19 protein-coding genes are annotated in these 23,590 nt (G+C 67.4%); 5 read left to right on the plus strand and 14 right to left on the minus strand.

All coding sequences use genetic code 11. The features are described 5' to 3' along the window. Positions 1-17: 17 nt before the first annotated feature. Together ACVK00_RS01345 and acnA are read left to right on the plus strand one after the other, a co-directional pair. On the plus strand, positions 18-1,469 hold the full coding sequence (locus tag ACVK00_RS01345; RefSeq protein WP_284893813.1) for a bifunctional 2-methylcitrate dehydratase/aconitate hydratase: 1,452 nt from the start codon (positions 18-20) through the stop codon (positions 1,467-1,469). A gap of 336 nt (positions 1,470-1,805) precedes the next feature. Further along, entirely contained in the window at positions 1,806-4,523 is a 2,718-nt protein-coding gene (acnA, locus tag ACVK00_RS01350) for an aconitate hydratase AcnA (protein WP_354123158.1), read from the plus strand. A 143-nt stretch (positions 4,524-4,666) separates the two neighbouring features. Here acnA and ACVK00_RS01355 read toward each other — a convergent pair whose 3' ends face one another. From ACVK00_RS01355 to ACVK00_RS01365, 3 genes are read right to left on the minus strand one after another with little or no spacing between them, the layout of a single operon-like run. Next, complete coding sequence (locus ACVK00_RS01355; RefSeq protein ID WP_284893811.1) at positions 4,667-5,107, minus strand: DUF1801 domain-containing protein; 441 nt, start codon at positions 5,105-5,107, stop codon at positions 4,667-4,669. Continuing rightward, positions 5,104-5,535: an SRPBCC family protein gene (locus ACVK00_RS01360; protein ID WP_228909469.1), complete on the minus strand. Its 432-nt coding sequence runs from the start codon at positions 5,533-5,535 to the stop codon at positions 5,104-5,106. Before ACVK00_RS01360 ends, ACVK00_RS01355 begins: the two co-directional genes overlap by 4 nt. Beyond that, entirely contained in the window at positions 5,532-5,855 is a 324-nt protein-coding gene (locus ACVK00_RS01365; protein WP_284893810.1) for an ArsR/SmtB family transcription factor, read from the minus strand. The genes ACVK00_RS01360 and ACVK00_RS01365 overlap by 4 nt, the downstream gene beginning before the upstream one ends. A 688-nt stretch (positions 5,856-6,543) precedes the next feature. On the opposite strand from ACVK00_RS01365, the gene ACVK00_RS01370 reads away from it, so the two are divergent. Then, entirely contained in the window at positions 6,544-8,283 is a 1,740-nt protein-coding gene (locus ACVK00_RS01370; RefSeq protein ID WP_284893809.1) for a S53 family peptidase, read from the plus strand. A 72-nt stretch (positions 8,284-8,355) separates the two neighbouring features. On the opposite strand, the gene ACVK00_RS01375 is transcribed toward ACVK00_RS01370, so the two are convergent. From ACVK00_RS01375 to ACVK00_RS01395, 5 genes are all read right to left on the minus strand, one after another. After that, positions 8,356-9,765, minus strand: coding sequence for an MFS transporter (locus ACVK00_RS01375; protein ID WP_284893808.1), 1,410 nt, complete (start codon positions 9,763-9,765; stop codon positions 8,356-8,358). 212 nt (positions 9,766-9,977) lie between these two features. After that, on the minus strand, positions 9,978-10,814 hold the full coding sequence (locus tag ACVK00_RS01380) for an ABC transporter permease (RefSeq protein ID WP_040141016.1): 837 nt from the start codon (positions 10,812-10,814) through the stop codon (positions 9,978-9,980). 37 nt (positions 10,815-10,851) lie between these two features. Next, on the minus strand, positions 10,852-12,114 hold the full coding sequence (locus ACVK00_RS01385) for an ABC transporter permease (RefSeq protein ID WP_228910059.1): 1,263 nt from the start codon (positions 12,112-12,114) through the stop codon (positions 10,852-10,854). A 102-nt stretch (positions 12,115-12,216) separates the two neighbouring features. Continuing rightward, complete coding sequence (locus ACVK00_RS01390; protein WP_228909465.1) at positions 12,217-13,263, minus strand: ABC transporter substrate-binding protein; 1,047 nt, start codon at positions 13,261-13,263, stop codon at positions 12,217-12,219. A 77-nt stretch (positions 13,264-13,340) separates the two neighbouring features. After that, the gene (locus ACVK00_RS01395) at positions 13,341-14,438 is read right to left on the minus strand and encodes an ABC transporter ATP-binding protein (RefSeq protein ID WP_228909464.1); all 1,098 of its coding nucleotides are present in this window, start codon (positions 14,436-14,438) and stop codon (positions 13,341-13,343) included. A gap of 108 nt (positions 14,439-14,546) precedes the next feature. Here ACVK00_RS01395 and pdxR point away from each other — a divergent pair, with 108 nt between their 5' ends. After that, positions 14,547-16,070 carry a MocR-like pyridoxine biosynthesis transcription factor PdxR gene (gene pdxR, locus ACVK00_RS01400; protein WP_284893807.1) on the plus strand — a complete coding sequence of 508 codons (1,524 nt, stop codon included), beginning with the start codon at positions 14,547-14,549 and terminating at the stop codon, positions 16,068-16,070. Between the two features lie 39 nt (positions 16,071-16,109). Here the strand turns inward: pdxR and ACVK00_RS01405 are convergent, their stop codons facing one another. The 5 genes from ACVK00_RS01405 to ACVK00_RS01425 all read right to left on the minus strand — a co-directional run bounded on the left by ACVK00_RS01405 (position 16,110) and on the right by ACVK00_RS01425 (position 21,749). Then, a complete protein-coding gene (locus ACVK00_RS01405) occupies positions 16,110-17,144 on the minus strand; it encodes a lipase secretion chaperone (protein WP_284893806.1) in 1,035 nt (344 codons plus the stop codon). Between the two features lie 3 nt (positions 17,145-17,147). Continuing rightward, positions 17,148-18,242: an esterase/lipase family protein gene (locus ACVK00_RS01410; RefSeq protein WP_284893805.1), complete on the minus strand. Its 1,095-nt coding sequence runs from the start codon at positions 18,240-18,242 to the stop codon at positions 17,148-17,150. Between the two features lie 229 nt (positions 18,243-18,471). Next, positions 18,472-20,604 (minus strand): TonB-dependent copper receptor, encoded by a 2,133-nt coding sequence (locus tag ACVK00_RS01415; RefSeq protein ID WP_284893804.1) that lies wholly within the window; start codon positions 20,602-20,604, stop codon positions 18,472-18,474. A gap of 83 nt (positions 20,605-20,687) precedes the next feature. Continuing rightward, positions 20,688-21,056: a DUF2946 domain-containing protein gene (locus tag ACVK00_RS01420; RefSeq protein WP_284893803.1), complete on the minus strand. Its 369-nt coding sequence runs from the start codon at positions 21,054-21,056 to the stop codon at positions 20,688-20,690. A gap of 156 nt (positions 21,057-21,212) precedes the next feature. Then, positions 21,213-21,749 (minus strand): cytochrome b, encoded by a 537-nt coding sequence (locus tag ACVK00_RS01425; protein WP_228909458.1) that lies wholly within the window; start codon positions 21,747-21,749, stop codon positions 21,213-21,215. Positions 21,750-21,982: 233 nt separating this feature from the next. Between ACVK00_RS01425 and ACVK00_RS01430 the strand changes: the two genes are divergently transcribed. Continuing rightward, positions 21,983-22,621, plus strand: coding sequence for a Pr6Pr family membrane protein (locus ACVK00_RS01430; protein WP_284893802.1), 639 nt, complete (start codon positions 21,983-21,985; stop codon positions 22,619-22,621). Positions 22,622-22,669: 48 nt separating this feature from the next. Here ACVK00_RS01430 and ACVK00_RS01435 read toward each other — a convergent pair whose 3' ends face one another. Further along, positions 22,670-23,401, minus strand: a complete 732-nt coding sequence (locus ACVK00_RS01435; RefSeq protein WP_228909456.1) for a peptidoglycan DD-metalloendopeptidase family protein — start codon at positions 23,399-23,401, stop codon at positions 22,670-22,672. Between the last annotated feature and the right edge of the window lie 189 nt (positions 23,402-23,590).

Consider the following 23,590-nt stretch of genomic DNA (forward strand, 5'->3'; position numbering starts at 1 on the left):
CGTTCCCCGGCCCCTCGATGTCCGCCCCGGTCTCCAACGTCCGCCCTGCTCCGGATACGGTACTCGTCGATATCGTCGACTACGTGCTGAACACCGGCATCGACAGCGCGCTCGCGCTGGAGACGGCGCGTCATTGCCTGATCGACACGCTCGGATGCGGACTCGAGGCGCTGTCCTATCCCGCCTGCACCAAGCTGCTCGGCCCCGTCGTGCCCGGCACGATCGTGCCGAACGGCGCGAAGGTGCCCGGCACGTCCTTCCAGCTCGATCCCGTCCAGGCCGCGTTCGACATCGGCGCGATGATCCGCTGGCTGGACTTCAACGACACCTGGCTCGCCGCCGAATGGGGTCATCCGTCCGACAATCTCGGCGGAATCCTGGCGACGGCCGACTGGCTGTCCCGCACGGCCGTCGCGGCCGGCAGGAAGCCGCTTGCCATGCGCGACGTGCTCGTCGCGATGATCCAGGCCCACGAGATTCAGGGCTGCCTCGCACTCGAAAATTCGTTCAATGCGGTCGGGCTCGACCACGTGCTGCTCGTGAAAGTCGCGTCGACGGCCGTCGTCGGCCGCCTGCTCGGGCTCACGCGCGACGAGCTGATCAATGCGGTGTCCAACGCGTTCGTCGACGGTCAAGCGCTGCGCACCTACCGCCACGCGCCGAACACCGGTTCGCGCAAGTCATGGGCGGCCGGCGACGCGACGTCCCGCGCGGTGCGCCTCGCGCTGATCGCGAAAACGGGTGAAATGGGCTACCCGTCGGCGCTCACCGCAAAGACCTGGGGCTTCTACGACGTGCTGTTCGACGGGCAGCCGTTCCGCTTCCAGCGCCCGTACGGCACGTACGTGATGGAGAACGTGCTGTTCAAGATCGCGTTCCCGGCCGAATTCCACGCGCAGACGGCCGCCGAGGCCGCGCTGCAGTTGCACGCCCAGCTCGCCGCGACGGGCCGCACGACCGACGACATCAGCCGGATCACGATCCGCACGCACGCGGCCGCGCTGCGCATCATCGACAAGCAGGGGCCGCTCGCCAATCCGGCCGATCGCGATCACTGCATCCAGTACATGGTCGCCGTGCCGCTGCTGTTCGGCCGGCTGACCGCGGCCGATTACGAAGACGCGGTCGCCGCCGATCCGCGCATCGACGCGCTGCGCGCGAAAACCGTGTGCGTCGAGGATCCGCAGTTCACGAAGGATTACCATGACCCGGCCAAGCGATCGATCGCGAATGCGCTGACGATCGAATTCGCGGACGGGTCGAAGCTTGCCGAAGTGGCGATCGAATACCCGCTCGGCCATCGGCGGCGCCGCACGGACGGCATCCCGCTGCTGGTCGAGAAGTTCAGGACCAACCTCGCCCGCCGCTTCCCGGCCAAGCAGCAACAAGCGATTCTCGACGTGTCGCTGGACCAGGCAAAGCTCGAAGCAATGCCGGTCGATGAATACGTCGATCTGTATGTGATATAGGGGGCTGTTTGCGGATGAAACGGACATGCGAATGCCCCAAATCGGTCGCAGGACAAGGAGTGAGGAGCGCCGTTTGGCCGTGCCAAACAAGAGACGAACGACGCCGTCATGTGGCCGATTTGGGGCATTCCCGTGGTATGAAATTCAAGTTTGGGGTTGCCCCGAGAAAGGCCGCTCGCTGCGTCACGCTCCTTGCGAATACGTCCAGTATTCGCTGCGTCGCAGTCCTTGCGAGCGGCCTTTCTCGGGGCAACGCATGTCCGTTTCATCCGCAAACAGCCCCCTTGTCATCTACAGGACACGTTGTTTCCTAGCCTTAAACCCAGGAAAATCACCATGGCCCACAATCTCCACAAGACCCTCAAGGAATTCGACAGCGGTTCCGGCAAAGGCAAGTTCTACTCGCTACCGCAGCTCGGCAAGGAACTGAAGACGAAGATCGAGCGCCTGCCGGTGTCGATCCGTATCGTGCTCGAGTCCGTGCTGCGCAACTACGACGGCAAGAAGATCACCGAAGAACACATCGAGCAGTTGGCGAACTGGAAGCCGACCGCGAAGCGCGTCGACGAGATTCCGTTCGTGGTGTCGCGCGTCGTGCTGCAGGACTTCACGGGCGTGCCGCTGCTCGCCGACATCGCGGCCATGCGCGGCGTCGCCGAGCGTTCGGGCAAGAACCCGAAGAAGATCGAGCCGCTGGTCCCGGTCGATCTCGTCGTCGATCACTCGGTCCAGATCGACTACTTCCGCCAGAAAGATGCGCTCGACCTGAACATGAAGCTGGAATTCCAGCGCAACAACGAACGCTACCAGTTCATGAAGTGGGGCATGCAGGCGTTCGACACGTTCAAGGTCGTGCCGCCGGGCGTCGGCATCGTCCACCAGGTGAACCTCGAGTATCTCGCGCGCGGCGTCCACAAGAAGGCGGACGGCGGCGACACCGTGTACTACCCCGACACCCTCGTCGGCACGGACAGCCACACGACGATGATCAACGGCATCGGCGTGGTCGGCTGGGGCGTGGGCGGCATCGAGGCCGAAGCCGGCATGCTCGGCCAGCCGGTGTACTTCCTGACGCCGGACGTCGTCGGCGTCGAGCTGAAGGGCAAGCTGCGCGAAGGCGTGACGGCCACCGACCTGGTGCTGACGATCACCGAAATGCTGCGCAAGGAAAAGGTTGTCGGCAAGTTCGTCGAGTTCTTCGGCGAAGGCACGAAGTCGCTGTCGCTGCCGGACCGCGCCACGATCGGCAACATGGCGCCGGAATACGGCGCGACCATGGGCTTCTTCCCGGTCGACGAAAAGACGATCGACTACTTCGAAGGCACGGGCCGCACGAAGGCGGAAATCGCCGCGTTCGAAAACTACTTCAAGGCGCAGAAGCTGTTCGGCATCCCGAAGGCAGGCGACATCGACTACACGAAGGTCGTGACGCTGGATCTCGCAACGGTCGCACCGTCGCTGGCCGGCCCGAAGCGCCCGCAGGACCGCATCGAGATCGGCAACGTCAAGTCGACGTTCACCGACCTGTTCTCGAAGCCGGTCGCCGAGAATGGCTTCGCGAAGAAGGCGGAAGACCTGGGCACGCAATACACGACGAGCAACGGCGTCGACGTGAAGAACGGCGACGTGCTGATCGCCGCCATTACGTCGTGCACGAACACGTCGAACCCGAGCGTGCTGCTGGCCGCCGGCCTGCTCGCGAAGAAGGCGGTCGAGGCCGGCCTCACGGTCGATCCGAAGATCAAGACCTCGCTCGCGCCGGGATCGCGCATCGTCACCGAGTACCTGACGAAGACGGGCCTGCTGCCCTACCTGTCGATGCTCGGCTTCGAAGTCGCGGCCTATGGCTGCACGACCTGTATCGGCAACGCGGGCGACCTGACGCCGGAGCTGAACGAAGCGATCACGAAGAACGACATCGTCGCGGCAGCCGTGCTGTCGGGCAACCGTAACTTCGAAGCGCGTATTCACCCGAACATCCGCGCGAACTTCCTCGCGTCGCCGCCGCTCGTCGTCGCCTACGCGATCGCCGGCAACATCACGCGCGACCTGATGACCGAGCCGGTCGGCAAGGGCAAGGACGGTTACGACATCTACCTCGGCGACATCTGGCCGACGAGCGAGGAAGTCCACGCGCTGCTCAAGTTCGCGCTCGACCCGAAGAAGTTCGAGGACAACTACGCGAAGCTGACCAAGAAGGGCGACCTCTGGAGCAAGATCGAGGGCGAAACGGGCCAGGTCTACGACTGGCCGAAGTCGACCTACATCGCGGAGCCGCCGTTCTTCGGCAACGACTTCTCGATGGAGCCGGCCGCGTCGATCCCGACGGTCAAGGGCGCGCGCGCACTGGGCATCTTCGGTGACTCGGTCACGACCGACCACATCAGCCCGGCAGGCTCGATCAAGGAAGACTCGCCGGCAGGCAAGTGGCTGAAGGAGAACGGCGTGCAGAAGGCCGACTTCAACAGCTACGGCTCGCGCCGCGGCAACCACGACGTGATGATGCGCGGCACGTTCGCGAACGTCCGGATCAAGAACCTGATGATCCCGGTGAAGGCAGACGGCTCGCGCGTCGAAGGCGGTCTGACGATCCACCAGCCGAGCGGCGAACAGCTGTCGATCTATGACGCCGCGATGCGCTACGTCGGCGCCGACACGCCGACCGTCGTGTTCGCGGGCGAAGAGTACGGCACGGGCTCGTCGCGCGACTGGGCCGCGAAGGGCACGCAACTGCTCGGCGTGAAGGCCGTGATCGCACGCAGCTTCGAGCGGATCCACCGCTCGAACCTGGTCGGCATGGGCGTGCTGCCGCTGCAGTTCAAGGGTGCGGACAGCATCCAGTCGCTCGGCATCACCGGCGAAGAGACCTACGACATCGAAGGCCTCGGCGACGACTTCAAGCCGCAGCAGGACGTCACGCTCGTGATCCACCGCAAGAACGGCGAAACGCAGCGCGTGCCGGTGCTGCTGCGCATCGATACGCCGATCGAAGTCGACTACTACAAGCACGGCGGTATCCTGCCGTTCGTGCTGCGCTCGCTGCTGGCAGCGTAAGCGTCCTGCTTTTGCAGGTGTCGCAGCCGCCTCGCGGCGGTTGCGGCCGATTTGAATGCCCGACCTCGTGTCGGGCTTTTTTTTGCCTGCCGGTCGGCGGCGGGAAGGCGGCGGCCGGGCCGTGCGCCCGGTGTGCCGGTGCGTTATGCGGCCTTGTCGGCTCGCGCCTTCGCGCCGGAGCCGGCGCGCGCGTTCTTCTTCAGGTGCGCGCGGTTGTAGTCGATCGCCGCGCGAACGAGGCGCTTCAGCCCCCGCTTGTCGAGCTTGTCGCCTTCGAGCCAATCGATCGAGCGGCGCGCATTGCCGTCGAGGCCCGCATTGAACAGCCCGTCGGGATCAGGCAGATGCGCGCCGTGCATGAAGGTCAGCTTCACCTTGCCCTTGTGCGCATTCGCGACCGCGATCATCCCGTCGCACGCCCACACGGGGCTGCCCATCCATTTCCATTCCTCGACGATGCCGTCGTCGACGGCGAGGATCGTCTCGCGCAACTCGGCGAACGTCTTGCCGCGCCAGTCGGCGATCCCCGCGATCAGCGCGTCGATACGGGCCGACGGCGGCAGGCCCGGGTCGGATGCGCTCATGCCCGGCCCTCCTGATCTTCATCGGGACGCGCCAGCACCTGTTCGAGCGACTCGAAGAACCGCACCCACCCGTGCTGCGCACCGCGGTATGCCTGTTCCTGATCCGGGCGGAAGCCGGCCTGCTCCATGCGCAACAGCGTGCCGCTCGGCGTTGGCGTGAGCGTCCATGTGACGACGCTCTCCAGGCCATACGCGGCCCACGTGTAGGACAGCACGCGCTGCGGTTCGATCGTCAGCAACGTGCAGTCGACCGAACCCCAGTCCGCGTGAAAGCTGAACGCGCGGCCCGCGACGGGCTCGAAATCGCTCTTCATCAGCCACGCCTCGATCAGGTGGGGTTGCGTGAGCGCGCGCCAGATCTTCTCCGGCGAATGCGACAGTTCCCGTTCGACGACGACGGTGCGTGTTTCGGTAGTGGCCTGGTTCATTGGTCCATCCTGTTGAGCAGATCTTCGAGAAGGTCGAACCGGTTCTGCCAGAAGCCGGCCATCTGGCTGGTCCAGTCGATCAACGGAGTCAGCGCCTGCGGCTGCGCGCTGTAGTGCGTCTGCCGGCCCGCGTGACGGTCGCGTACGAGCCCGGCCTGCTTCAGTACACCCAGATGCTTCGATACCGCCGGCTGCGACACGCCTGCATGGGCCGTCAGCGCGCCCACCGTCAGTTCGCCCTGCTCGCACAGCCGCTCGAAGAGCGCGCGGCGCGTCGGATCGGCCAGCGTCCTGAACAGCATGTCGTGAGTGTTTTGCATGTTTCAATCAATAACTCGATGGTTATGGATTGAAGGATAGCCGCGCAATGGTGCGCGTCAAGGAGGGAATTCGCGGAGGGCGTCGTGCGATCCTTCCGCATTTGCGTTCGCCGCGGCGAGCCGAACGGCGGCGTACCGGCGCGCGACGGACCTCGAGCGCGCGTCGCCGGATGAATTCGAGCCCTTCCTCTAATCGACTCACCCGGCCCGCGAACCGAAAGCACGCTGCAAGACTCGGCAACGCGCTGTTCCACAGTTCGGGAAAGGCGCGCGATCGACCGGCCCCGTTTTCGTGACTCCGCGCATCGGGACGTCGTCGCGCGGATGCCGCGGCCGCACTTGACCACATAGTGCGACGCACGACGCGCGCAGGCCCGCTCGCGGCCAATGTGCTCGCGCGCCGCTGCGCTCCGCAATCGCGCGCATTCCGGCACGGCAACGAACGACGCGTGCGTTCAAACGTCGTCGACCGTCGCGCGAGCGCGCCGCGAACCGGTTCCCTTCTCCGGGGCCGCTGCGCCTGCACGAACGACGTGGCGCAGGCGTGCGAGCCCGCCGATGTCAGATCTGACAGCTATGGAAACTGGCAGCTACCTGAACGGCACCGACGCCCTACGCTCGTCACCGCTCGCGGCCCCACAAGGGCCGGGGGTTCCAGCAACGTCGTCCCTCCTTAAAAGGACTCCCGATGAAAAGGAACACCTGGTTTGCGCTGCCCCTTCCGTCGCCCCGACACCTTGCGTGCGCGGTACCGCTCGTGTTCGCCGCCACTGCGGCCCATGCGGCGACGGATTGGGTCGATACCCACACGAAGGCCTTTCTGACCGGCCCGCAGTTGATGGCGCGCAGCGCGGCGCCGTCGCTCGAACTCGCGGCCGGCGAGACGACGGACATCGTCGTCAGCCTGAAGCTGCGCAACGCCGCGCAACTCAAGCAACTCGCGCACGACGTGAACCGGCCCGGCAACGCGCATTACCGCCGGTACCTCACGCACGACCAGTTCCTCGCCGGCTATGCGCCGACCGAAGCACAGGTCAAGTCGGTCGTCGACTATCTGCGCAAGAGCGGCTTCGTGAACATCGAAGTCGCGCCGAACCGGCTGCTGGTGTCGGCGCGCGGCACGGCCGGCACGGTGAAGACCGCGTTCAACACGTCGCTCGTGCATTTCGAGTACGCGGGCCGCTCCGGCTTCGCGAATGCGTCGACCGCGCAGGTGCCGCATGCGCTCGGCGACGTCGTCGGCTCGGTGCTCGGGCTGCAGAACGTCGCACGCGCACGGCCGATGCTGCGCATCGGCAACGTCGCGAAGCCGCAGGCGCTCGCGGCCGGCACGGCCACCGGCCACTATCCGAAGGAATTCCCGGGCCTCTACAACGCGACCGGCGTGCCGACCGCGGCCGGCGTGACCGTCGGCATCATCACGATCGGCGGCGTGTCGCAGACGCTGCAGGACCTGAGGCAGTTCACGTCGAGCAACGGTTACGGCACGGTCACGACCCAGACCGTCAAGACCAACGGCACCGGCACGACCGGCAGCTACAGCGACGACCAGGACGGCCAGGGCGAATGGGATCTCGACAGCCAGTCGATCGTCGGCTCGGCCGGCGGCCAGGTCGGCAAGCTCGTGTTCTACATGGCGGACCTGAACGCCGCCGGCAACACGGGGCTCACGCAGGCATTCAACCGCGCGGTGTCGGACAACACCGCGAAGGTGATCAACGTGTCGCTCGGCTGGTGCGAGACCGATGCGAACGCGGACGGCACGCTCGACGCCGAAGAGCAAATCTTCACGACGGCCGCCGCGCAAGGGCAGACGTTCTCGGTGTCGTCGGGCGACGAAGGCGTGTACGAGTGCAACAACCGCGGCTATCCGGACGGCGCGAACTACACGGTGTCGTGGCCGGCCGCGTCGCCGCACGTGCTCGCGATCGGCGGCACGACGCTGTACACGACGTCCTCGGGTGCATTCTCGAATGAAACGGTGTGGAACGAGGGTCTCGACGGCAACGGCAAGCTATGGTCCACGGGCGGCGGCGTCAGCACGATCCTGCCGGCGCCGTCGTGGCAGTCGGGCAGCAACCGGCAGTTGCCCGATGTGTCGTTCGACGCCGCGCAAGGCACGGGCGCGTACATCTACAACTACGGCCAGTTGCAGCAGATCGGCGGCACGAGCCTCTCCGCGCCGATCTTCACCGGCTTCTGGGCGCGTCTGCTCGCGGCAAACGGCACGGGCCTGGGCTTCCCGGCCGGCAACTTCTATGCGGACATTCCGTCGAACCCGTCGCTCGTGCGCTATGACGTCGTATCGGGCAACAACGGCTATCAGGGGTATGGCTACCAGGCAGGCACCGGCCGCGATCTGACGACCGGCTTCGGCAGCCTGAACATCGCGAACCTCAACAAGCTGATCCAGACGGGCGGCTTCTGAGCGTGACGCGAAGGCCGGCGCGCGGCGGAGGTTCGGCGCGCGCCGGCCAAAGCATTTCCAGGCTTCGGTGTGCTACTCCGTCGCCTGCTCCTTCACCGGCACCGGCGCGCCGGCCCGATGCGACGGCGCGAAGAGCCGCAACCCGCTCGCGACGCTCGCGGCGCCGGCAAAGCCCGCACCGAGCATCAACGCGAGCGTCGGCCCTTGACGTCCGGCGATGCCGAACGACAGCGCGACGAGCGCCGCGCCGGTCGCCTGCCCGATCAGCCGCGCGGTCGCGATGATCCCGCTCGCGCCGCCGCTGCGCTCGGGCGGCGCGCTCGACATCAGCGCCTTCAGGTTCGGCGACTGGAAGAAGCCGAAGCCCGCGCCGCACAGCATCATCCGCCAGCCGATGTCGAAGACGTTCGGCGCGGCCGGCAGCGCGGCGAGCGCCACCATCCCCGCGCTCAGCAGCGCGAGCCCGATCGCGCCGAGCAACCCGGGCGGATAACGGTCGGACAGCCGGCCCGCGATCGGCGCGGCCAGCGCGACGACCGCCGACCACGGCGTCATCAGGAAGCCGGTCTCCACCGCGCTGCGATGCAGGACGGTTTCGAAGTAGAACGGCAGCGATACGAACGCAAGCCCCTGCGCGGCAAACGCGCATACGGCCGTCAGCGCGGACAGCGTGAACACCGGCCGGCGGAACAGGTCGACCGGCAGCATCGGCGCCGGGTGCCCGGCCTGGCGGCGGATCAGCAGCCAGCCGAACGTGAGCGCGGCCGCGGCCGCCGCGAACACGACGGACAGCGGCCCGCGCTGCGCGAATTCGCCGAGCGCGAAGATCAGCGACGCGAACGTGATCACGTTGAACAGCGCGGCGAGCGGATCGAACACATGCTTGCCGCGCGCCGACTGCGGCAGCGACGGAATCGCGACGGCAAGCGCGAGCACGCCGAGCGGCACGTTCACCGCGAACAGCCACGGCCAGGCGGCCACCGACAGGATCAACGACGCGATCGTCGGCCCCACCGCGAACGACACGCCGACGACGAGCGCGTTGAAGCCGACGCCGCGCCCGAGCCGGTGCGCGGGAAACAGGTTGCGGATCAGCGCGACGTTCACGCTCATGATCGCGCTCGCGCCGAAGCCCTGCACGATCCGCGCCGCCGTCAGCTGCGGCAGCGTCGACGCGAGCGAGCAGCCGAGCGACGCGAGCGTAAACACCGCGAGGCCCGCGATATACACGCGCTTGTGGCCGACGATGTCGCCGAGCGATGCGAACGGCAGCAGCGTCGCGACCATCGCGAGCTGGTAGGCGTTGATGATCCACACCGACGCGGCCGGCGACGCGTGCAGGTCGGTGGCGATCGCGGGCAGTGCGGTGTTCGCGATCGCGGTGTCGAGCGTCGCGAGCGCGACGGCCAGCAGCACGGCGGACATCGCGCGCCAGTTGACGGCCGGCTCCCGGGCGCCGGCGGGGGAAGCGAATTCGGACAAGATGAGGCTCGGCTGACAAGCGACGCGCGGCGTCGCGGATTGAGCGGCGCGGCGGCGTATGTTCTGCGGTGAAACCGGTTCACGGGCCGTCGCGACCCGTATTGTTGCAGAGCCCCATCGAACCTGCAGGCAAGCGCGCCGTCAGTCAGCGAAACGAAAGCTTCGGCATGCCGCGCCCGGTGCGCGGCATCGTCGAGGACGCAACGATCGCGTTACGACACCGCCCGTCGCGCGTTGCGTCCGCGCAGCCATTCGAGCGCGAGCAGCAGGCTCGTCGAGAAAATGATCAGGATCGTCGCGAGCGCGGCGATCGTCGGGCTGATGTTCTCGCGAATGCCGGTGAACATTTGGCGCGGCAGCGTCGTCTGGTCCGCGCCGGCAAGGAACAGCGTGACGACGACTTCGTCAAACGACGTCGCGAATGCGAACAGCGCGCCCGACATCACGCCCGGCGCGATCACCGGCAGCGTCACGCGGAAGAACGTCGTGACGGGATTCGCGCCGAGCGACAGGCTCGCGCGCACCAGGTTCTGATTGAAGCCCTGCAGTGTCGCGGCGACCGTCGTCACGACGAACGGCACGCCGAGCGCCGCGTGCGCGGCGATCAGCCCCGTGTAGGTATTCGCGAGCCCGAGCGGCGCGAAGAACAGGTACATGCCGACGCCGACCACGACGACGGGCACGATCATCGGCGACAGCAGCACGGCCATCAGGAGCCCCTTGCCGCGGAAGTCCGCCTTCGTGAGGCCGATCGCGGCGAGCGTGCCGAGCACGGTCGCGACGACGGTCGCCGACGGCGCGACGATGAAGCTGTTCTTCGCGGCCATTCGCCACTCGTCGGACGCGATCAGGTTCTCGTACCAGCGCGTCGAGAAGCCGGGGATCGGATAGACGAGGAACGTGCTCGACGAAAACGACAGCGGCACGATCGCGAGCACCGGCAGGATCAGGTACAACAGCGTCAGCACGACGAGTACGCGCAGCGCGACATACCACGCGCGTTCGACGAACGACATGTGCGGCGCGAACAGCGGCCTGGCGAGTTTCATGGTCGACATCCCCTTCCCGTTTCCCTGTGCCCGGCGCTCAGCCGAGGCTCACGTTCGAGCGCGTGAAGCGCCCGTACACCGCATATAGCACCAGCGTCGCCGCGAGCAGCAGCCCGCCGAGCGCGCACGCCATGCCCCAGTTGATCGTCACGTTCGTGAAGTACGCGACGTAGTAGCTGACCATCTGGTCGTTCGGCCCGCCGAGCAGCGCGGGCGTGATGTAGTAGCCGATTGCGAGGATGAACACCAGCAGCGCACCCGCGCCGACGCCCGGATAGGTCTGCGGCACGTACACGCGCCAGAACGCCGCGAACGGATGGCTGCCGAGCGAGACGGCCGCGCGCTGGTAGGTCGGCGGGATCGACTTCATCACGCTGTAGAGCGGCAGGATCATGAACGGCAGCAGGATGTGCGTCATCGAGATGTACACGCCGACGCGATTGAACAGCAGCGCCAGCGGATGCGAGATCAGCCCGCTGCCGATCAGCGCCGTGTTGATCAGCCCCTCGCTTTGCAGCAGCACGATCCACGCGGCCACGCGCACCAGCACCGACGTCCAGAATGGAATCAGCACCAGGATCATCACGAGGTTCGCGCGCCGATCCGACAGCGTCGAGATCCAGTATGCGAGCGGATAGCCGAGCAGCAGCGCGAACAGCGTGACCGCGACGCCGATCACGAACGTGCGGCCGAAGATCGCGAGATAGATCGACTGATCGGGATCGGCCTGCACGATCCGGCCGAAGCCGTCCTCCTTGTGGTCGAGCGCGGCGAGCAGATAGAACGGCGACACCTGGCTGCCGTTCTTCGCGATCGCCTGCCAGTACGCAGCATCGCCCCAACGCGCATCGAGGTCGAGCAGTTTCGCGCGCGTTTGCGCGGGCGTCAGCGCCGTGACGGCATCGTTGTCGCCCTTCAGCGGCATCGCACGCGCCGTCTTCGCGACGAGCGAGCGGTAGCCGGGAATCTCGGTGTTCAGGCGCCGTGCAAGCGCGCCCATCGCCTCGCTGTCGGCGACCTTCGTCATGTCGGCCGCGAGCGCGACGTACGCAGCGTCGGCCGGCGGCGCCTTGCGGTCCCAGCCCGACAGCGCGGCGACCGTCTTCGGCAGCGCGGTCGCGATCTCGGGGTTCTGCACCGCGCGCGTGAGCAGCGTGCCGATCGGCACGACGAAAATGAGTAGCAGGAAGATCGCGAGCGGTGCGACCAGCAGCAGCGCCATCGTGCGCTTGCGGGCCTCGGCGGCCTTCAGTTCGCGCTTGAGCGCGGCTGTCGACGGCGAGGAAGGAGCGATCGTCATCGTGTTCAACGGTTCTCTCCGGCCGGGCTCGATCCGGCGGAATGCCGCGCGACGCGTTCGGCGCGTCGCGCGGCAGGTTGCATCAGGACAGCCTGAAGACGGTTACTTCGTGGCCCACGCGCTGAAGCGCTGCTCGAGCTCGTCGCTGTGGTCGGTCCAGAAGCCGATATCCTCCAGCACCGCGTTCTTGCCGTTGGCCGGCGAGTTCGGCAGGTTCGCGAGCGTCTTCGCGTCGAGCGACTTGATCGCCACGACGTTCGTCGGGCCGTACGCGATGTGCTGCGCATATCCTTGTTGCGGCTTCGGCGTCAGCGTGTATGCGATGTACTGCTCGGCCAGCGCCTTGTTCGGCGAGCCCTTCGGAATCGCCCAGTAGTCGAGGTCGTAGATGCTGCCGTTCCACACGACCTTCAGGTTCTTGCCTTCCTTCTGCGCGGCATCGATGCGGCCGTTGTACGCGGTCGACATCACGACGTCGCCGGCCACCAGGAACTGCGGCGGCTGCGCGCCGGCTTCCCACCACTGGATGTACGGCTTCAGCTCGTCGAGCTTCTTGAACGCGCGGTCCTGGCCGGCCTTCGTGCCGAGCACCTTGTACACGTCCTTCGTCGCGACACCGTCAGCCATCAGCGCGAACTCGAGGTTGTAGCGCGCACCCTTGCGCATCCCGCGCTTGCCGGGGAATTTCTTCACGTTCCAGAAATCGGCCCAGCCGGTCGGCGCGGACTTCAGCTTGTCCGCGTTGTAGGACAGCGCGGTCGACCACACGAAGAAGCCGACACCGCACACCTGCGGCGCTTCCGGAATCAGGTCGGATTTCTTCGCGATCTTCGACCAGTCGAGCTTCTCGTACAGCCCTTCGTCGCAGCCGCGGTTCAGGTCGCCCGATTCGACTTCGACCACGTCCCAGTTGACGTGCTTCGCCTCGACCATCGCCTTCACTTTCGCCTGCTCGCCGTTGTACTCGACGGCCGTGACCTTGTTGCCGGTCGCCTTCTCGAACGGCTGGTTGAATGCGGCCTTCTGCGCATCGCCGTTCGCGCCGCCGAAGTTGACGACCGTGAGTTCGGCCGCCGTGGCCGATGCGCCGACGACAGCCAGTGCCAGTGCGAGCGCGGTGCGACGTGCGGTTGAGCTTGCTCCGTTCATGATGGTTCCTCTCCTCTCGTGGTGGAAATGGGCTTTGTTGTTGACGACGTGCTACGGAAAAACGGTGAAACCCGGTGTCAGGCGAACACGCGCAGGTGCTCGGGCGCGAAGGCGAGCGCGACCGGTGCGCCGGGCGCGAACGCGTGGAGCGCATCCGTGCCGAGCGGCACCTTCACGAAGCATTCTTCCTGGCCCGGCAGCGCGCAGCGCATGCGCACGTGATCGCCGAAATAGATGAGACTGCGCGCCTCGCCGGTCACGCGGTTGGCGGCGGCGCCATGCGCGTGCCCGTTGGCGGCAAGGCTCATGCGTTCGGGGCGGATGCAGGCGACCGCCGGCGCGCCTTCGGCCGCATCGCCGATGCGGCGCCCGACGAGCTGCGTGCCGTCGTCGAGCCGGAATTCGCAGAACTCGCCGTCGACGCGCGCGATGGTGCCGCGCAGCCGGTTGCTGTCGCCGATGAAGTTCGCGACGAATTCGTTGCACGGCGATTCGTACAGGCAATCGACGGTATCGAGCTGCTGCACGATGCCCTTGTCGAACACGGCGACGCGATCGGACATCGTCAGCGCCTCGCCCTGGTCGTGCGTCACGTAGACGAAGGTCACGCCGAGCTTCTCGTGCAGCGCCTTCAGTTCGTACTGCATGTGTTCGCGCAACTGCTTGTCGAGCGCGCCGAGCGGCTCGTCCATCAGCACGAGCTTCGGCTCGAACACAAGGGCACGCGCGAGTGCGATGCGCTGCTGCTGGCCGCCCGACAACTGCGCCGGATAGCGCTTCGCGAAGCGTTCCATCTGCACCATCTTCAGCGCATGCGCGACGCGCTCCACGCGCTCGGCGGCGGACAGCTTGCGCACCGTCAGCGGATACGCGACGTTCTGCTCGACCGTCAGGTGGGGGAACAGCGCGTAGTTCTGGAACACCATGCCGATGTTGCGCTTGTGCGGCGGCACGGTATTCAGCAGCTCGCCGTCGAGCCAGATTTCGCCGCCCGTCGGAAACTCGAAGCCCGCCAGCATCATCAGGCAGGTGGTCTTGCCCGAGCCGGACGGCCCGAGCAGCGTCAGGAATTCCCCTCGATGGATGTCGAGGTCGAGCGATTTGACGACCAGCGTCTCGCCGTCGTAGGTCTTCCGCACGCCGCGAAAGCTGACGATCACATCATCGGACTTCATCGTGGCTGTCCCCTTGCTGCGCGACAATTGATTATGAGATGAGATTCACTATACGGCGCGCACGGTCCTACAATAGGGAACCATTTCAATATTCCGCGTGGGACCACTTTGGACACCGTCATCGTCGCTGACTGGCTCTCGGGCCGGATCGACCGCAGCTCGCCCGAACCGATGTACCGGCAGTTGCTGCAGCTGATGCAGCAGGCCATCCTGACCGGGGAATTGGGGCCGGGCACAAAACTGCCGAGTTCGCGCACGCTCGCGGCCGACCTGTCGATCGCGCGCAATACCGTGCTGCACGTGTACGACCAGCTGACGGCCGAAGGCTACGTGCTGACGACGACCGGCAGCGGCACCTACGTCGCCGACACGCGGCCGGACGCCGCCGTCATCCACGCGCCGGGCGCCGCGCCGCCCCCGTCGGCCGCCGACGAACCGCCGCTGCCGGACGCGCACGGCGGCCTGTCGATGCGCGGCCGGCAGCTGATCGAGCACGCCGGCGTGTCGCGACGTCAATGGGGCGCGTTCATGCCGGGTGTGCCGGACGTATCGGAATTCCCGAGCCGCACCTGGAGCCGCCTGCAGGCGCGACTGTGGAAGGAAGCGAATCCCGAGTTGCTGACCTATGCGCCGGGCGGCGGCTACCGGCCGCTGCGCCGCGCGCTCGCCGACTACCTGCGCGTCGCGCGCTCGGTCAAATGCTCGCCGGATCAGGTGATCATCACGACCGGCATCCACCAGTCGATCGACCTCGCGGTGCGGCTGCTGTCCGACATCGGCGATCGCGCGTGGGTCGAGGAGCCGTGCTACTGGGGCGTGCGCAGCGTGCTGCAGGCGACCGGCCTCACGCTTACGCCGGTGCCGGTCGACCAGGAAGGCATCGATCCGAGCGCGAGCGACATGCAGCAGCCGCCGCGGCTCGTGCTCGTCACGCCGTCGCATCAGTATCCGCTCGGGATGGTGATGAGCCTCGCGCGGCGCCGGATGCTGCTCGAATACGCCCGCCGGCACCGCTGCTGGATCATCGAGGACGACTACGACAGCGAATTCCGCTACGGCAGCCGGCCGCTCGCGTCGCTGCAGGGGCTCGACGACGGCGGCCGCGTGATCTACGTCGGCAGCCTCGGCAAGATGCTGTTCCCGGGCCTGCGGATGGGCTACATGGTCGTGCCCGAGCATCTGGTCGACACGTTCCGCACCGGCCTGTCGGAGCTGTATCGGGAGGGCCAGCTGATGCAGCAGGCCGTGCTCGCCGAGTTCATCATGGACGGGCACCTGACTTCACACGTCAGACGGATGCGCACGCTGTACGGCGAGCGCCGGCAATTGCTGATCGATGCGATCCATGCGCGCTTCGGCGACGCGCTGCCCGTGATGGGCGACGAAGCCGGCCTGCATCTGGTGCTCGGCCTGCCCGACACATGCGACGATCGCGCAGTCACGCAAAGCGCATTCGACGCGGGCGTGATCGTGCGCCCGCTGACCAGCTACTACAGCCGGCTGGACACCGCGCGGCGCGGCCTGCTGCTCGGCTATGCATGCGTCGCGCACGAGGGCATCGGCCCCGCGTTCGACACGCTCGCGGCAACCATCGAACAGCACCTGCCGCGGCACTTCACGCGCGCGGCGTGATGGCGCGCGTCACCGTGCGCCATCACGCGCCATCGTTCGTCATCGCGCGGCAGCCGCGCCGCGGTCGAGCGACGCCGCTCGCACTGCTTCGCCGGACTTCGTGAACATGCGCTGCCTTAGCGCGGCGATCTGCGCGTCGCGATCCTGCGGCGACAGTCCGGCCGCGTCGATCTGCGCGCGCTGCGCCGCATAGTCGGCGTAGCGGCTCTGCCACGACGCGTCGTCCTGCTGCATCTGCGCGACGCGCGCGGCGGCGTCAGGCCCGAGCGTCTGCGTCAGTTGCGCGCGCATCGCGTCGGGCGTCGCCCCGCTCTTCTGCAATTGCGCGATCTGCTCGATCGCGGCCTGCTGCCGGTCGGCCTTCTGCCGTGCCGCGCGTTCGTCGGCCGGCATCTGCTGCGCGAGCGCCGCGAGCCGCTCCGCCTTCTGCGCATCCGTCAGCGTGCGGTCCTGCGCAATCTTCAGCCGGGCGAGATCGTAGCGCTGCCGCCACTGCTCGGCGCCGAAGAACGGCTGGCTCCAGTCGCCGAGCGTCCGGTACGCGATCGATACGCGCTGGTCGAGCGCGAGCTGCAGCGCACCGAGATCCGACTTGTCGGCCGCGCCGGCGTCCGGCAGCTTCGCGAGCGCGTCGAGATACGCGCGATATCGATGCCAGACGTCGAGCGCCTCGGGCTGCGCCATCGTGCCGTCGAGCTGCGCGGCGATCTCGCGCACGACGAGCGCATCGAGCGCGGTCGCGCTCAGGTCGCTCTGCGCGCTCAGGCAGTAGTCGAAGAAATCGCGAACCGCGCGCGACTTCGCGAGATGGCCGCCGGCATCGAGCGGCAGCCGCGGCGCGCTGGAACCGGCGAGCGGCGACGGCAGGCCCGCGCTCGCCGGCAATGCGGCCTGCGGCGGTGCGGCGCTCGCGCCGTCGCGCGCCGCCGCATCGGCCGACAGGTGTGCCGTGTCGGCACCACGATGCGACGCCGCGCCGCTCCAGATCGCGACGCCGGCGATCGCCGCCAGCCCCACCGCACCGTAGACCGCCACGCGCCGCACCAGCGGCGCGCGTCCTTCACGTGCCGTCATCGATCACACGCCCGCAAGCTTCAGCCGGTTCGCATGCGTGCGGATCACCGCGACCGGGTCTTCCGCATACGCACCGCGCACGCCGAGCAACTGGTTGATCTCGTCGAGATGGTTCCATTTGTAGTTCGTGCTCAGCACCTTCCCGTACAGCGCGCTGCACTTCGACACGAGCCCGTCGTTCTGGCCCGAGGCGCGATTGATCATCACCGTGCCCGTGCCGAGCAACGCAAGCGTCGACAGGTCGAGCGCGTTCGCCGGATCGACCAGCGGAATCGTGCTGGTGTCGGCCGCGCCCGTGACGCCCAATGCGGAAAGGGTCGGCTGAATCGCCGTGCCGGCCCACGAATACAGCAGGTGCGTATTGCCGCCGACGCTCTCCGTCGGCGCACCCGTCTGGCAACTGCCCGGCGCGCCGAGGCCCGCGCTCGGATAGTTCTGGTTGTACGTGGCGGCCTGGGCGGTCGTCAGCGTCTTCAGCGCGGCGAGCGCGTCCTGGTTCGTGTTGTGGTTGCTGCTCGTCAGGATCCCGAACACATTGACGAACGCGGCGATCACCGACGACGACAGCCCGGTCGGATCGTAGGCGAGCACGCCCTGCACGAAGTCGGCGAACTCGGAGCCGCGATGCGGCGTGCCGATCGTCGTCACCGACGCGACGAGATCGGGCGCGACGGCCGCCACATAGCGCGACGTGAGGCCGCCCTGGCTGTGACCGACCAGGTTGACCTTGGTCGCCCCGGTCGCGGCGAGCACCGTCTTCACGTAAGCGAGCAGCTGTTCGCCGCGTCCGTTCGGACCGTCGTCGCTCTGGAATCCGGACAGGTTCGCGACGTAGACGGTCGCGCCGTGCTGCTGCAGGTCATCCTGGATGCCATACCAGTACTCGAGCACGCCCGCGTACTTGTCGGTGCCGGTGAGCCCATGCACGAGGATGATCGGATAACGCGTCGTCGCGTAGTCGTCCGACGGCGCCGTTGCCGCCATCGCCGCGTGCGTCGTCGCGAGCATCATCATCGCCGTCGTCCCCGCGAACGGCGCGACGCTCATCGCGCATGCCACTGCCCCTGCCACCACCCTGGAACGCATCGATCTGGCCATGCATGTTCTCCTGATTATTGTGCTGCCGGTGCGAATGAGATCGGATCGACGCGCACGGCACGTTGCCCGCAGTCGCGGGCATCGTGTGCGTCGAATGCGGGAGTGAAGCACGAGTCGCGAACGTTTGCGCCCTGACTAGATACGGTTCTCTAATCGGTTGACGCGCCCCACCCGTTCGGGCGGGGTCGCGTCGATGCGCGCGCATGCTGCATCGCACACGCGCCGTGGATCAGAGCTTCGCGCTCACGCGTACCCATGCCGTACGCCCCGGCTCCATCACCGGCGCGTTCGCCGGATAGCCGAAGCCCGCGTTGCCGGCGAGGTTCAGGTGCTCGGTATAGGCCTTGTCCAGCAGGTTGTCGACGCCGACCGAAATCTGCACCTTCTTGCTGACGTTGTACTGCGCATGCAGCGACAGCACGCCAAACCCTGCGCTCGGACCGAAGTCCTTGCCGACCACGTTGCCCTCATTCAGCGCATAGCGATGCTGCGGCGCAACGATCCGCCACAAGCCGCCGGCCGACCATGCGCCGCGCGTGTATTCCAGCCCGACGCGCGCCTCGAGCGGCGGCAGCTGCGGCAACGGATCGCCGCTCGTCGCGTTGCGCCCCCATGCATACGCAAGCGACGTCTCGAGGCGCAGCGGTGCGACCGGCCGCCACGACACACCGGCTTCGCCGCCCATGATTTGCGCGTTGACGTTGGTCGCCTGCGTGGTCGGGCCCATCATTCCGGCCGCGTAATTGAACAGGATGTAGTCCTGCACATAGCCTGCGTAGGCCGACACCCACGCATCGATCCGGTCGCTCTTGTACTGCGCGCCGATGTCGAGCTGCGTGGTCTTCTCCGGTTGCACCGCCGAGAACGCGTTGACCGAACCGGCCGGCCCGCGCTTCGCGGAGAACAGCTCCCAGTAGTCCGGATAGCGTTCCGCATGACCGATCCCCGCGTACCACGTGACCGGCAGCGACGCGAGATCGCGCTCGTAGCGCACGAAGCCGCTCGGCAGCACGCGTGCGCGATCGTCGTCGAAGGTGGGGTTCGGCTTGCTCGCCATCATCCCGCTCGTCGTCGCACGCTTGTCGCGGGCGCTCGCGTAGTCGACCCGCGCGCCGCCGATCACGCGCGACGCATCGCTCGCGTACCACGTCAGCTCGCCGAACGCGCCCGCATTCCACATCGTCGCCTGCGCGTCCCACGGCCGGTCGCCGTAGTTCTGCCGCCCCATCGCCGAACGTGCATCGAGCCGGTTCGACTGCGCGTCGACGCCGGTCACGAGCTTGAAGTCGTCGCCGAAACGAAACGTCGCCGCCGCCCGCGCGCCGAGCGTGCGGCGCCGCACTTCGGATGCCATCCGCATCGGCATGCTGCTGGTCGGGTCGGGCTGCCGCAGCGTGTAGTTGTCCATCACATGGTCGGCTTCGTTGTAGTACACGCGTGCCTCGATGCGATCGAGCACGTCGCCGAGATGCCGCTTGTCGAACGACAGGCCGAACGTCTCGCGGCGGAAATGCGCGCCGTCCATCCCGCGCCCCGCATAGCGCGCATAACCGTCACCGGTGCCGGCCGTCAGCTCGACGCGCGTGTGATCGTCGGGCGTCCAGCCGAGCGCTGCATCCGCGTTCCACTTGTCCCATTGCGACGGCACGGTGTTGCCGTTGCCATCCTGGTAGTCCTGCGCGTGCGCGTGGTTCGCGCTCACGCGGCCATAGACGTCCGGCGTGCCGGCCGTCACATCGACGTTCTGGTCGTTGCGGCCGAACGACCCGCCGACCACGCTGCCGTCGAAGCGCATGCCGGGGCGCTCGAAACGCGGCGTCACGCGCTCGAACAGCACGGTGCCGGCCGATGCGCCGGGGCCGTACAGCACGGTCTGCGGCCCCTTCACGACCGTGACCTTGTCATAGCTTTCCGGCGCGATATACGAGGTCGGCGCGTCCATCCGGTTCGGACACGCACCGGGTGTCGGCATCCCGTTCGCCAGAATGTTCAGCCGCGAACCGAACATCCCCCGCAGCACGGGGTCGCCGTTCGTCCCGCCGCTGCGGATCGACGTGAAGCCGGGAATCGTCTTCAGGTAGTCGGCGCCGTCGCTGGCCGGCAGCGGCTGGCGCGGCGTCTTCGGATCCGTGACGATGACGAGCGGTGTCGTCAGCGGCGACGCGACGACTTCGACGGGCGGCAGCAGAGCGGCTGCGTCGTCCGTCGGCATACCGGCCGCACGCGCGGCTTCAGTCGCGGCGGCCGCCGCGGTCATCGCGCCGACGGCCAGCGCGGGAATGGTGAGTTTCAGCATGCGCGGCACGCGCCGCGCGCGGCAATAGCGCGACGCCCTCGGCGTGCGCAAGGAAAGAATGGTCATGATCGAAAGCCCGAGTGACGCCCTCCACGCGGCCTCGACGGACCGCACGGATGTCGGCGATGAATGGAACGGAAGGCAGCGCGTCAGGCGCGCTCGGGCGGTGCGCGTGGATACGCGCGCGGATAGGGGGCGGCGCGCGGCGCGACGGCATGCGGCGCGACGGCGGAAACGACATGGACGGGGACGAAAGCGAACGATACGGCGGCCGCGCCGCCGATCGCGGGACTGTGCGCGAAGAAGCCGCAATAGCCGCACGCGTCGAGATGCAGCGCGTGATCGTGCGCGTGGCCTGCATCGGGCGCGCGGTGCGCGCCATGCTCGCTACCGCAGACAATCGCGTCGGGGATCGCCACCCGCGCAAGGCGCCACTGCGACACCAGCGGCGCCGCGATCGCGAGCCAGATCGCGAACACGCCGAGCCAGGCGGTCAGGTGACGATGTCGATGCAGCATGCGCGGCGACGCGTAAGCGGAATGTAAAAACAACCGAGATGTTACAGAAGGTTCGCCGCGAAGGCCAGTCGCGCATCGCGGTAAACGAACCGGGGGCGCATGGTTGTCAACACAACCATGCGCCCCCGGCTGCTGCGCGGCTTCAGCGCGCGGCGATCACGGCGCCATGCGTCGCAGCACGTCGTCGCGCCGGATGAAATGGTGGTAAAGCGCGGCCAGCGCATGCAGGCCGATCACGAAGTAGAACGCATTGCCGAGCAGTTCGTGCACCGCCTTGATCGTCGGCCGCAGCGCCTTGTCCGGGCCGAACAGCGTGAACGACACGCCGATCCAGTCGAGCGATACGGGCTTGCCGCCCATGTTGATCATCATGATGCCGAGCAGCGGCTGGGCGATGATGAACAGGTACAGCGCGACATGCGCGAGCTTCGACAGCCACTTGAGCAGCGGCGCCTGCACTATGGGCTCCGGCACGCGGCTGACCACCCGCCACAACACGCGCAGCACCGAGAGCACGAGCACGGACGTACCCGCGAGCAAGTGCACGTTCATCCAGAACGCGCGACTGTCGCTGCCTTTCGGTCCGCGAACCTCGATGGCGAGGTAGGCCAGCGCCACCAGCAGGAAGATGATCCAGTGGAAGAAGATCGCAGGCGAGCTGTAACGCGTCTGTTTCGCGAGGATGTTTCTCATGCTTCGTCTCGTATTTCTCGTTTGGTCTGCGGGGAGGCCCATGCGGCGGCCGGGCGGTACCCGGCGGCTGCACCGATTGTAGCCTCACGTGCGGCCGGTGTTCCTCGGCCGGATCAAATATCCGAAGAATCCGCGTAGCGCCCGCGTCACCGCGCTGTCATATGGAAAATCCGCATCGCGCGCGCCGATGGCTGTGGCACGATGAAGCTTTGGTGCGACGTTGCGCGGGCATCATGAGCAAAGCGTTCTTCGTTGCGGCCTACCGGCTGATCGCCGCGTTGCTCGCGGTGTCCACCACGCTGCACAGCGTCGCCGACTACTGGGCCATGCCGACCTTTCATCTCGGCAACTACCTCAGCTACTTCACTCAACTGAGCAGCCTGTATGCGGCGGCCATGCTGGTCGCGGGGCTCTCGCGCGTCACGCGCCCCGGCTCGGCCCGCTACGAATCGATGCGCGGCGCCGCCGTGCTCTACATGCTGATCACCGCGATCGTCTACGAACTGCTGCTCGCTCGGCTCGATGCGCTGCTACATGTCACGCCGGCCCTGAACAACTGGGTCCTGCACCGGATCGTGCCGCTCGTGGTGCTGTGCGACTGGCTGTACGTGGAGCCGCGCTCGCCGATCCCGTGGCGCAGCGCGCTCGCATGGCTCGGCTTTCCGATCGTCTATCTCGGCTATACGCTCGTGCGCGGCGCGGTGGAGAACTGGTATCCCTACCCGTTCGTCGATCCGCGGCCGAACGGCTATCTGCCGGTCGCGATCCAGTGTTCGCTGATCGCGCTCGGCGCGACGGGACTCGCGCTGGGCATTCGCTGGCTCGGCAATCATGCGAGGCAGTCCGACGCCACGGAGCTGAAGGAAGGATGAAGGCGGGAACGTGTGCGCCGCCAGGCGCACACGTCGTGATGCGGCGCGTCAGCCGCCGTTGCGCGGCAGGAAGTTCATCGGATCGACGACCTTGCCGTTCTGCCGGACTTCGAACTCGAACGTCGAGCGGCCGCTCGCGTCGGTGCCCATCTCGGCGATCGGCTGGCCCGAACGCACCGCGTCGCCTTCGTTGACGAGCAGCCTGCCGTTGTGCCCGTAGGCCGTGATGAGCCCGTTGTCATGCTTCAGGATCACGAGCGGGCCGTACGCCTTGACGCCGGCGCCGGCGTAGACCACCCGCCCGTTTGCCGCGGCCCGCACCGAATGGTCGGGCCCGGACGCGGCGATCACGATGCCGCGCGTCCTGCCGGCCGAGAACGGCGCGGCGACGCTTCCCGTGGCCGGCCATGCCAGCGAGCCCGGTTGCGCCGCGGCGGACGGCTGCCCGAGCGACGTCGCGGCAGGCGGCGGCGCGACGCGCAGCACCTGGCCGGGCGACACGGCGTCATTGGGCGACATGTGGTTCCAGCTGGCCAGGTCCTGCACGCGCTGCCCGTAGGCGGCGGCGATGCCGGCGAGCGTGTCGCCCGGATTCACGCGGTAATAGCCGGCGATCACGCCCGGCGTGGCGGCCGACGTGGGCGTCGACGGTCGCACCGGCTGCCAGTTGTCGGTCCACGGCGTCATCGTACAGCCCGTCAGCGCGGCGGCCGCGACGACGAACGCCGCCTGCGGCAACCAGCGCGCGAGCGCATCGTGGATCGGAATCGTTTTTCTCAAGGGTCCTCCCGGATTTGCGTCGATGCGCCGCCCACCGCCCTCCGGCACGCGACGCACGATGTCCGGCCGCATGGCCGGACCAACCAGTATCCGACCGCTCTCGCGGCCGTCAGTTTCCACAGCGGAACGCCGACGCGACGGGGCTCACCGGCCCCTTTTTCGCGCCTTTTGCACGTCGTCCCGATCGTG

It is taken from the genome of Burkholderia sp. PvR073 (assembly GCF_054055695.1).

Bases quoted from the DNA above. Each gene is read 5' to 3' on its own strand.
- ACVK00_RS01385 (WP_228910059.1), bottom strand. From the start codon at position 12,114: ATGACGATCGCTCCTTCCTCGCCGTCGACAGCCGCGCTCAAGCGCGAA.
- ACVK00_RS01360 (WP_228909469.1), bottom strand. From the start codon at position 5,535: ATGAACCAGGCCACTACCGAAACACGCACCGTCGTCGTCGAACGGGAA.
- ACVK00_RS01420 (WP_284893803.1), bottom strand. From the start codon at position 21,056: ATGCTGCATCGACATCGTCACCTGACCGCCTGGCTCGGCGTGTTCGCG.
- ACVK00_RS01390 (WP_228909465.1), bottom strand. From the start codon at position 13,263: ATGAACGGAGCAAGCTCAACCGCACGTCGCACCGCGCTCGCACTGGCA.
- ACVK00_RS01355 (WP_284893811.1), bottom strand. From the start codon at position 5,107: ATGAGCGCATCCGACCCGGGCCTGCCGCCGTCGGCCCGTATCGACGCG.
- ACVK00_RS01395 (WP_228909464.1), bottom strand. From the start codon at position 14,438: ATGAAGTCCGATGATGTGATCGTCAGCTTTCGCGGCGTGCGGAAGACC.
- ACVK00_RS01370 (WP_284893809.1), top strand. From the start codon at position 6,544: ATGAAAAGGAACACCTGGTTTGCGCTGCCCCTTCCGTCGCCCCGACAC.
- ACVK00_RS01345 (WP_284893813.1), top strand. From the start codon at position 18: ATGTCCGCCCCGGTCTCCAACGTCCGCCCTGCTCCGGATACGGTACTC.
- ACVK00_RS01425 (WP_228909458.1), bottom strand. From the start codon at position 21,749: ATGAGAAACATCCTCGCGAAACAGACGCGTTACAGCTCGCCTGCGATC.
- ACVK00_RS01415 (WP_284893804.1), bottom strand. From the start codon at position 20,604: ATGACCATTCTTTCCTTGCGCACGCCGAGGGCGTCGCGCTATTGCCGC.
- ACVK00_RS01430 (WP_284893802.1), top strand. From the start codon at position 21,983: ATGAGCAAAGCGTTCTTCGTTGCGGCCTACCGGCTGATCGCCGCGTTG.
- acnA (WP_354123158.1), top strand. From the start codon at position 1,806: ATGGCCCACAATCTCCACAAGACCCTCAAGGAATTCGACAGCGGTTCC.
- ACVK00_RS01405 (WP_284893806.1), bottom strand. From the start codon at position 17,144: ATGACGGCACGTGAAGGACGCGCGCCGCTGGTGCGGCGCGTGGCGGTC.
- ACVK00_RS01380 (WP_040141016.1), bottom strand. From the start codon at position 10,814: ATGAAACTCGCCAGGCCGCTGTTCGCGCCGCACATGTCGTTCGTCGAA.
- ACVK00_RS01410 (WP_284893805.1), bottom strand. From the start codon at position 18,242: ATGGCCAGATCGATGCGTTCCAGGGTGGTGGCAGGGGCAGTGGCATGC.
- ACVK00_RS01365 (WP_284893810.1), bottom strand. From the start codon at position 5,855: ATGCAAAACACTCACGACATGCTGTTCAGGACGCTGGCCGATCCGACG.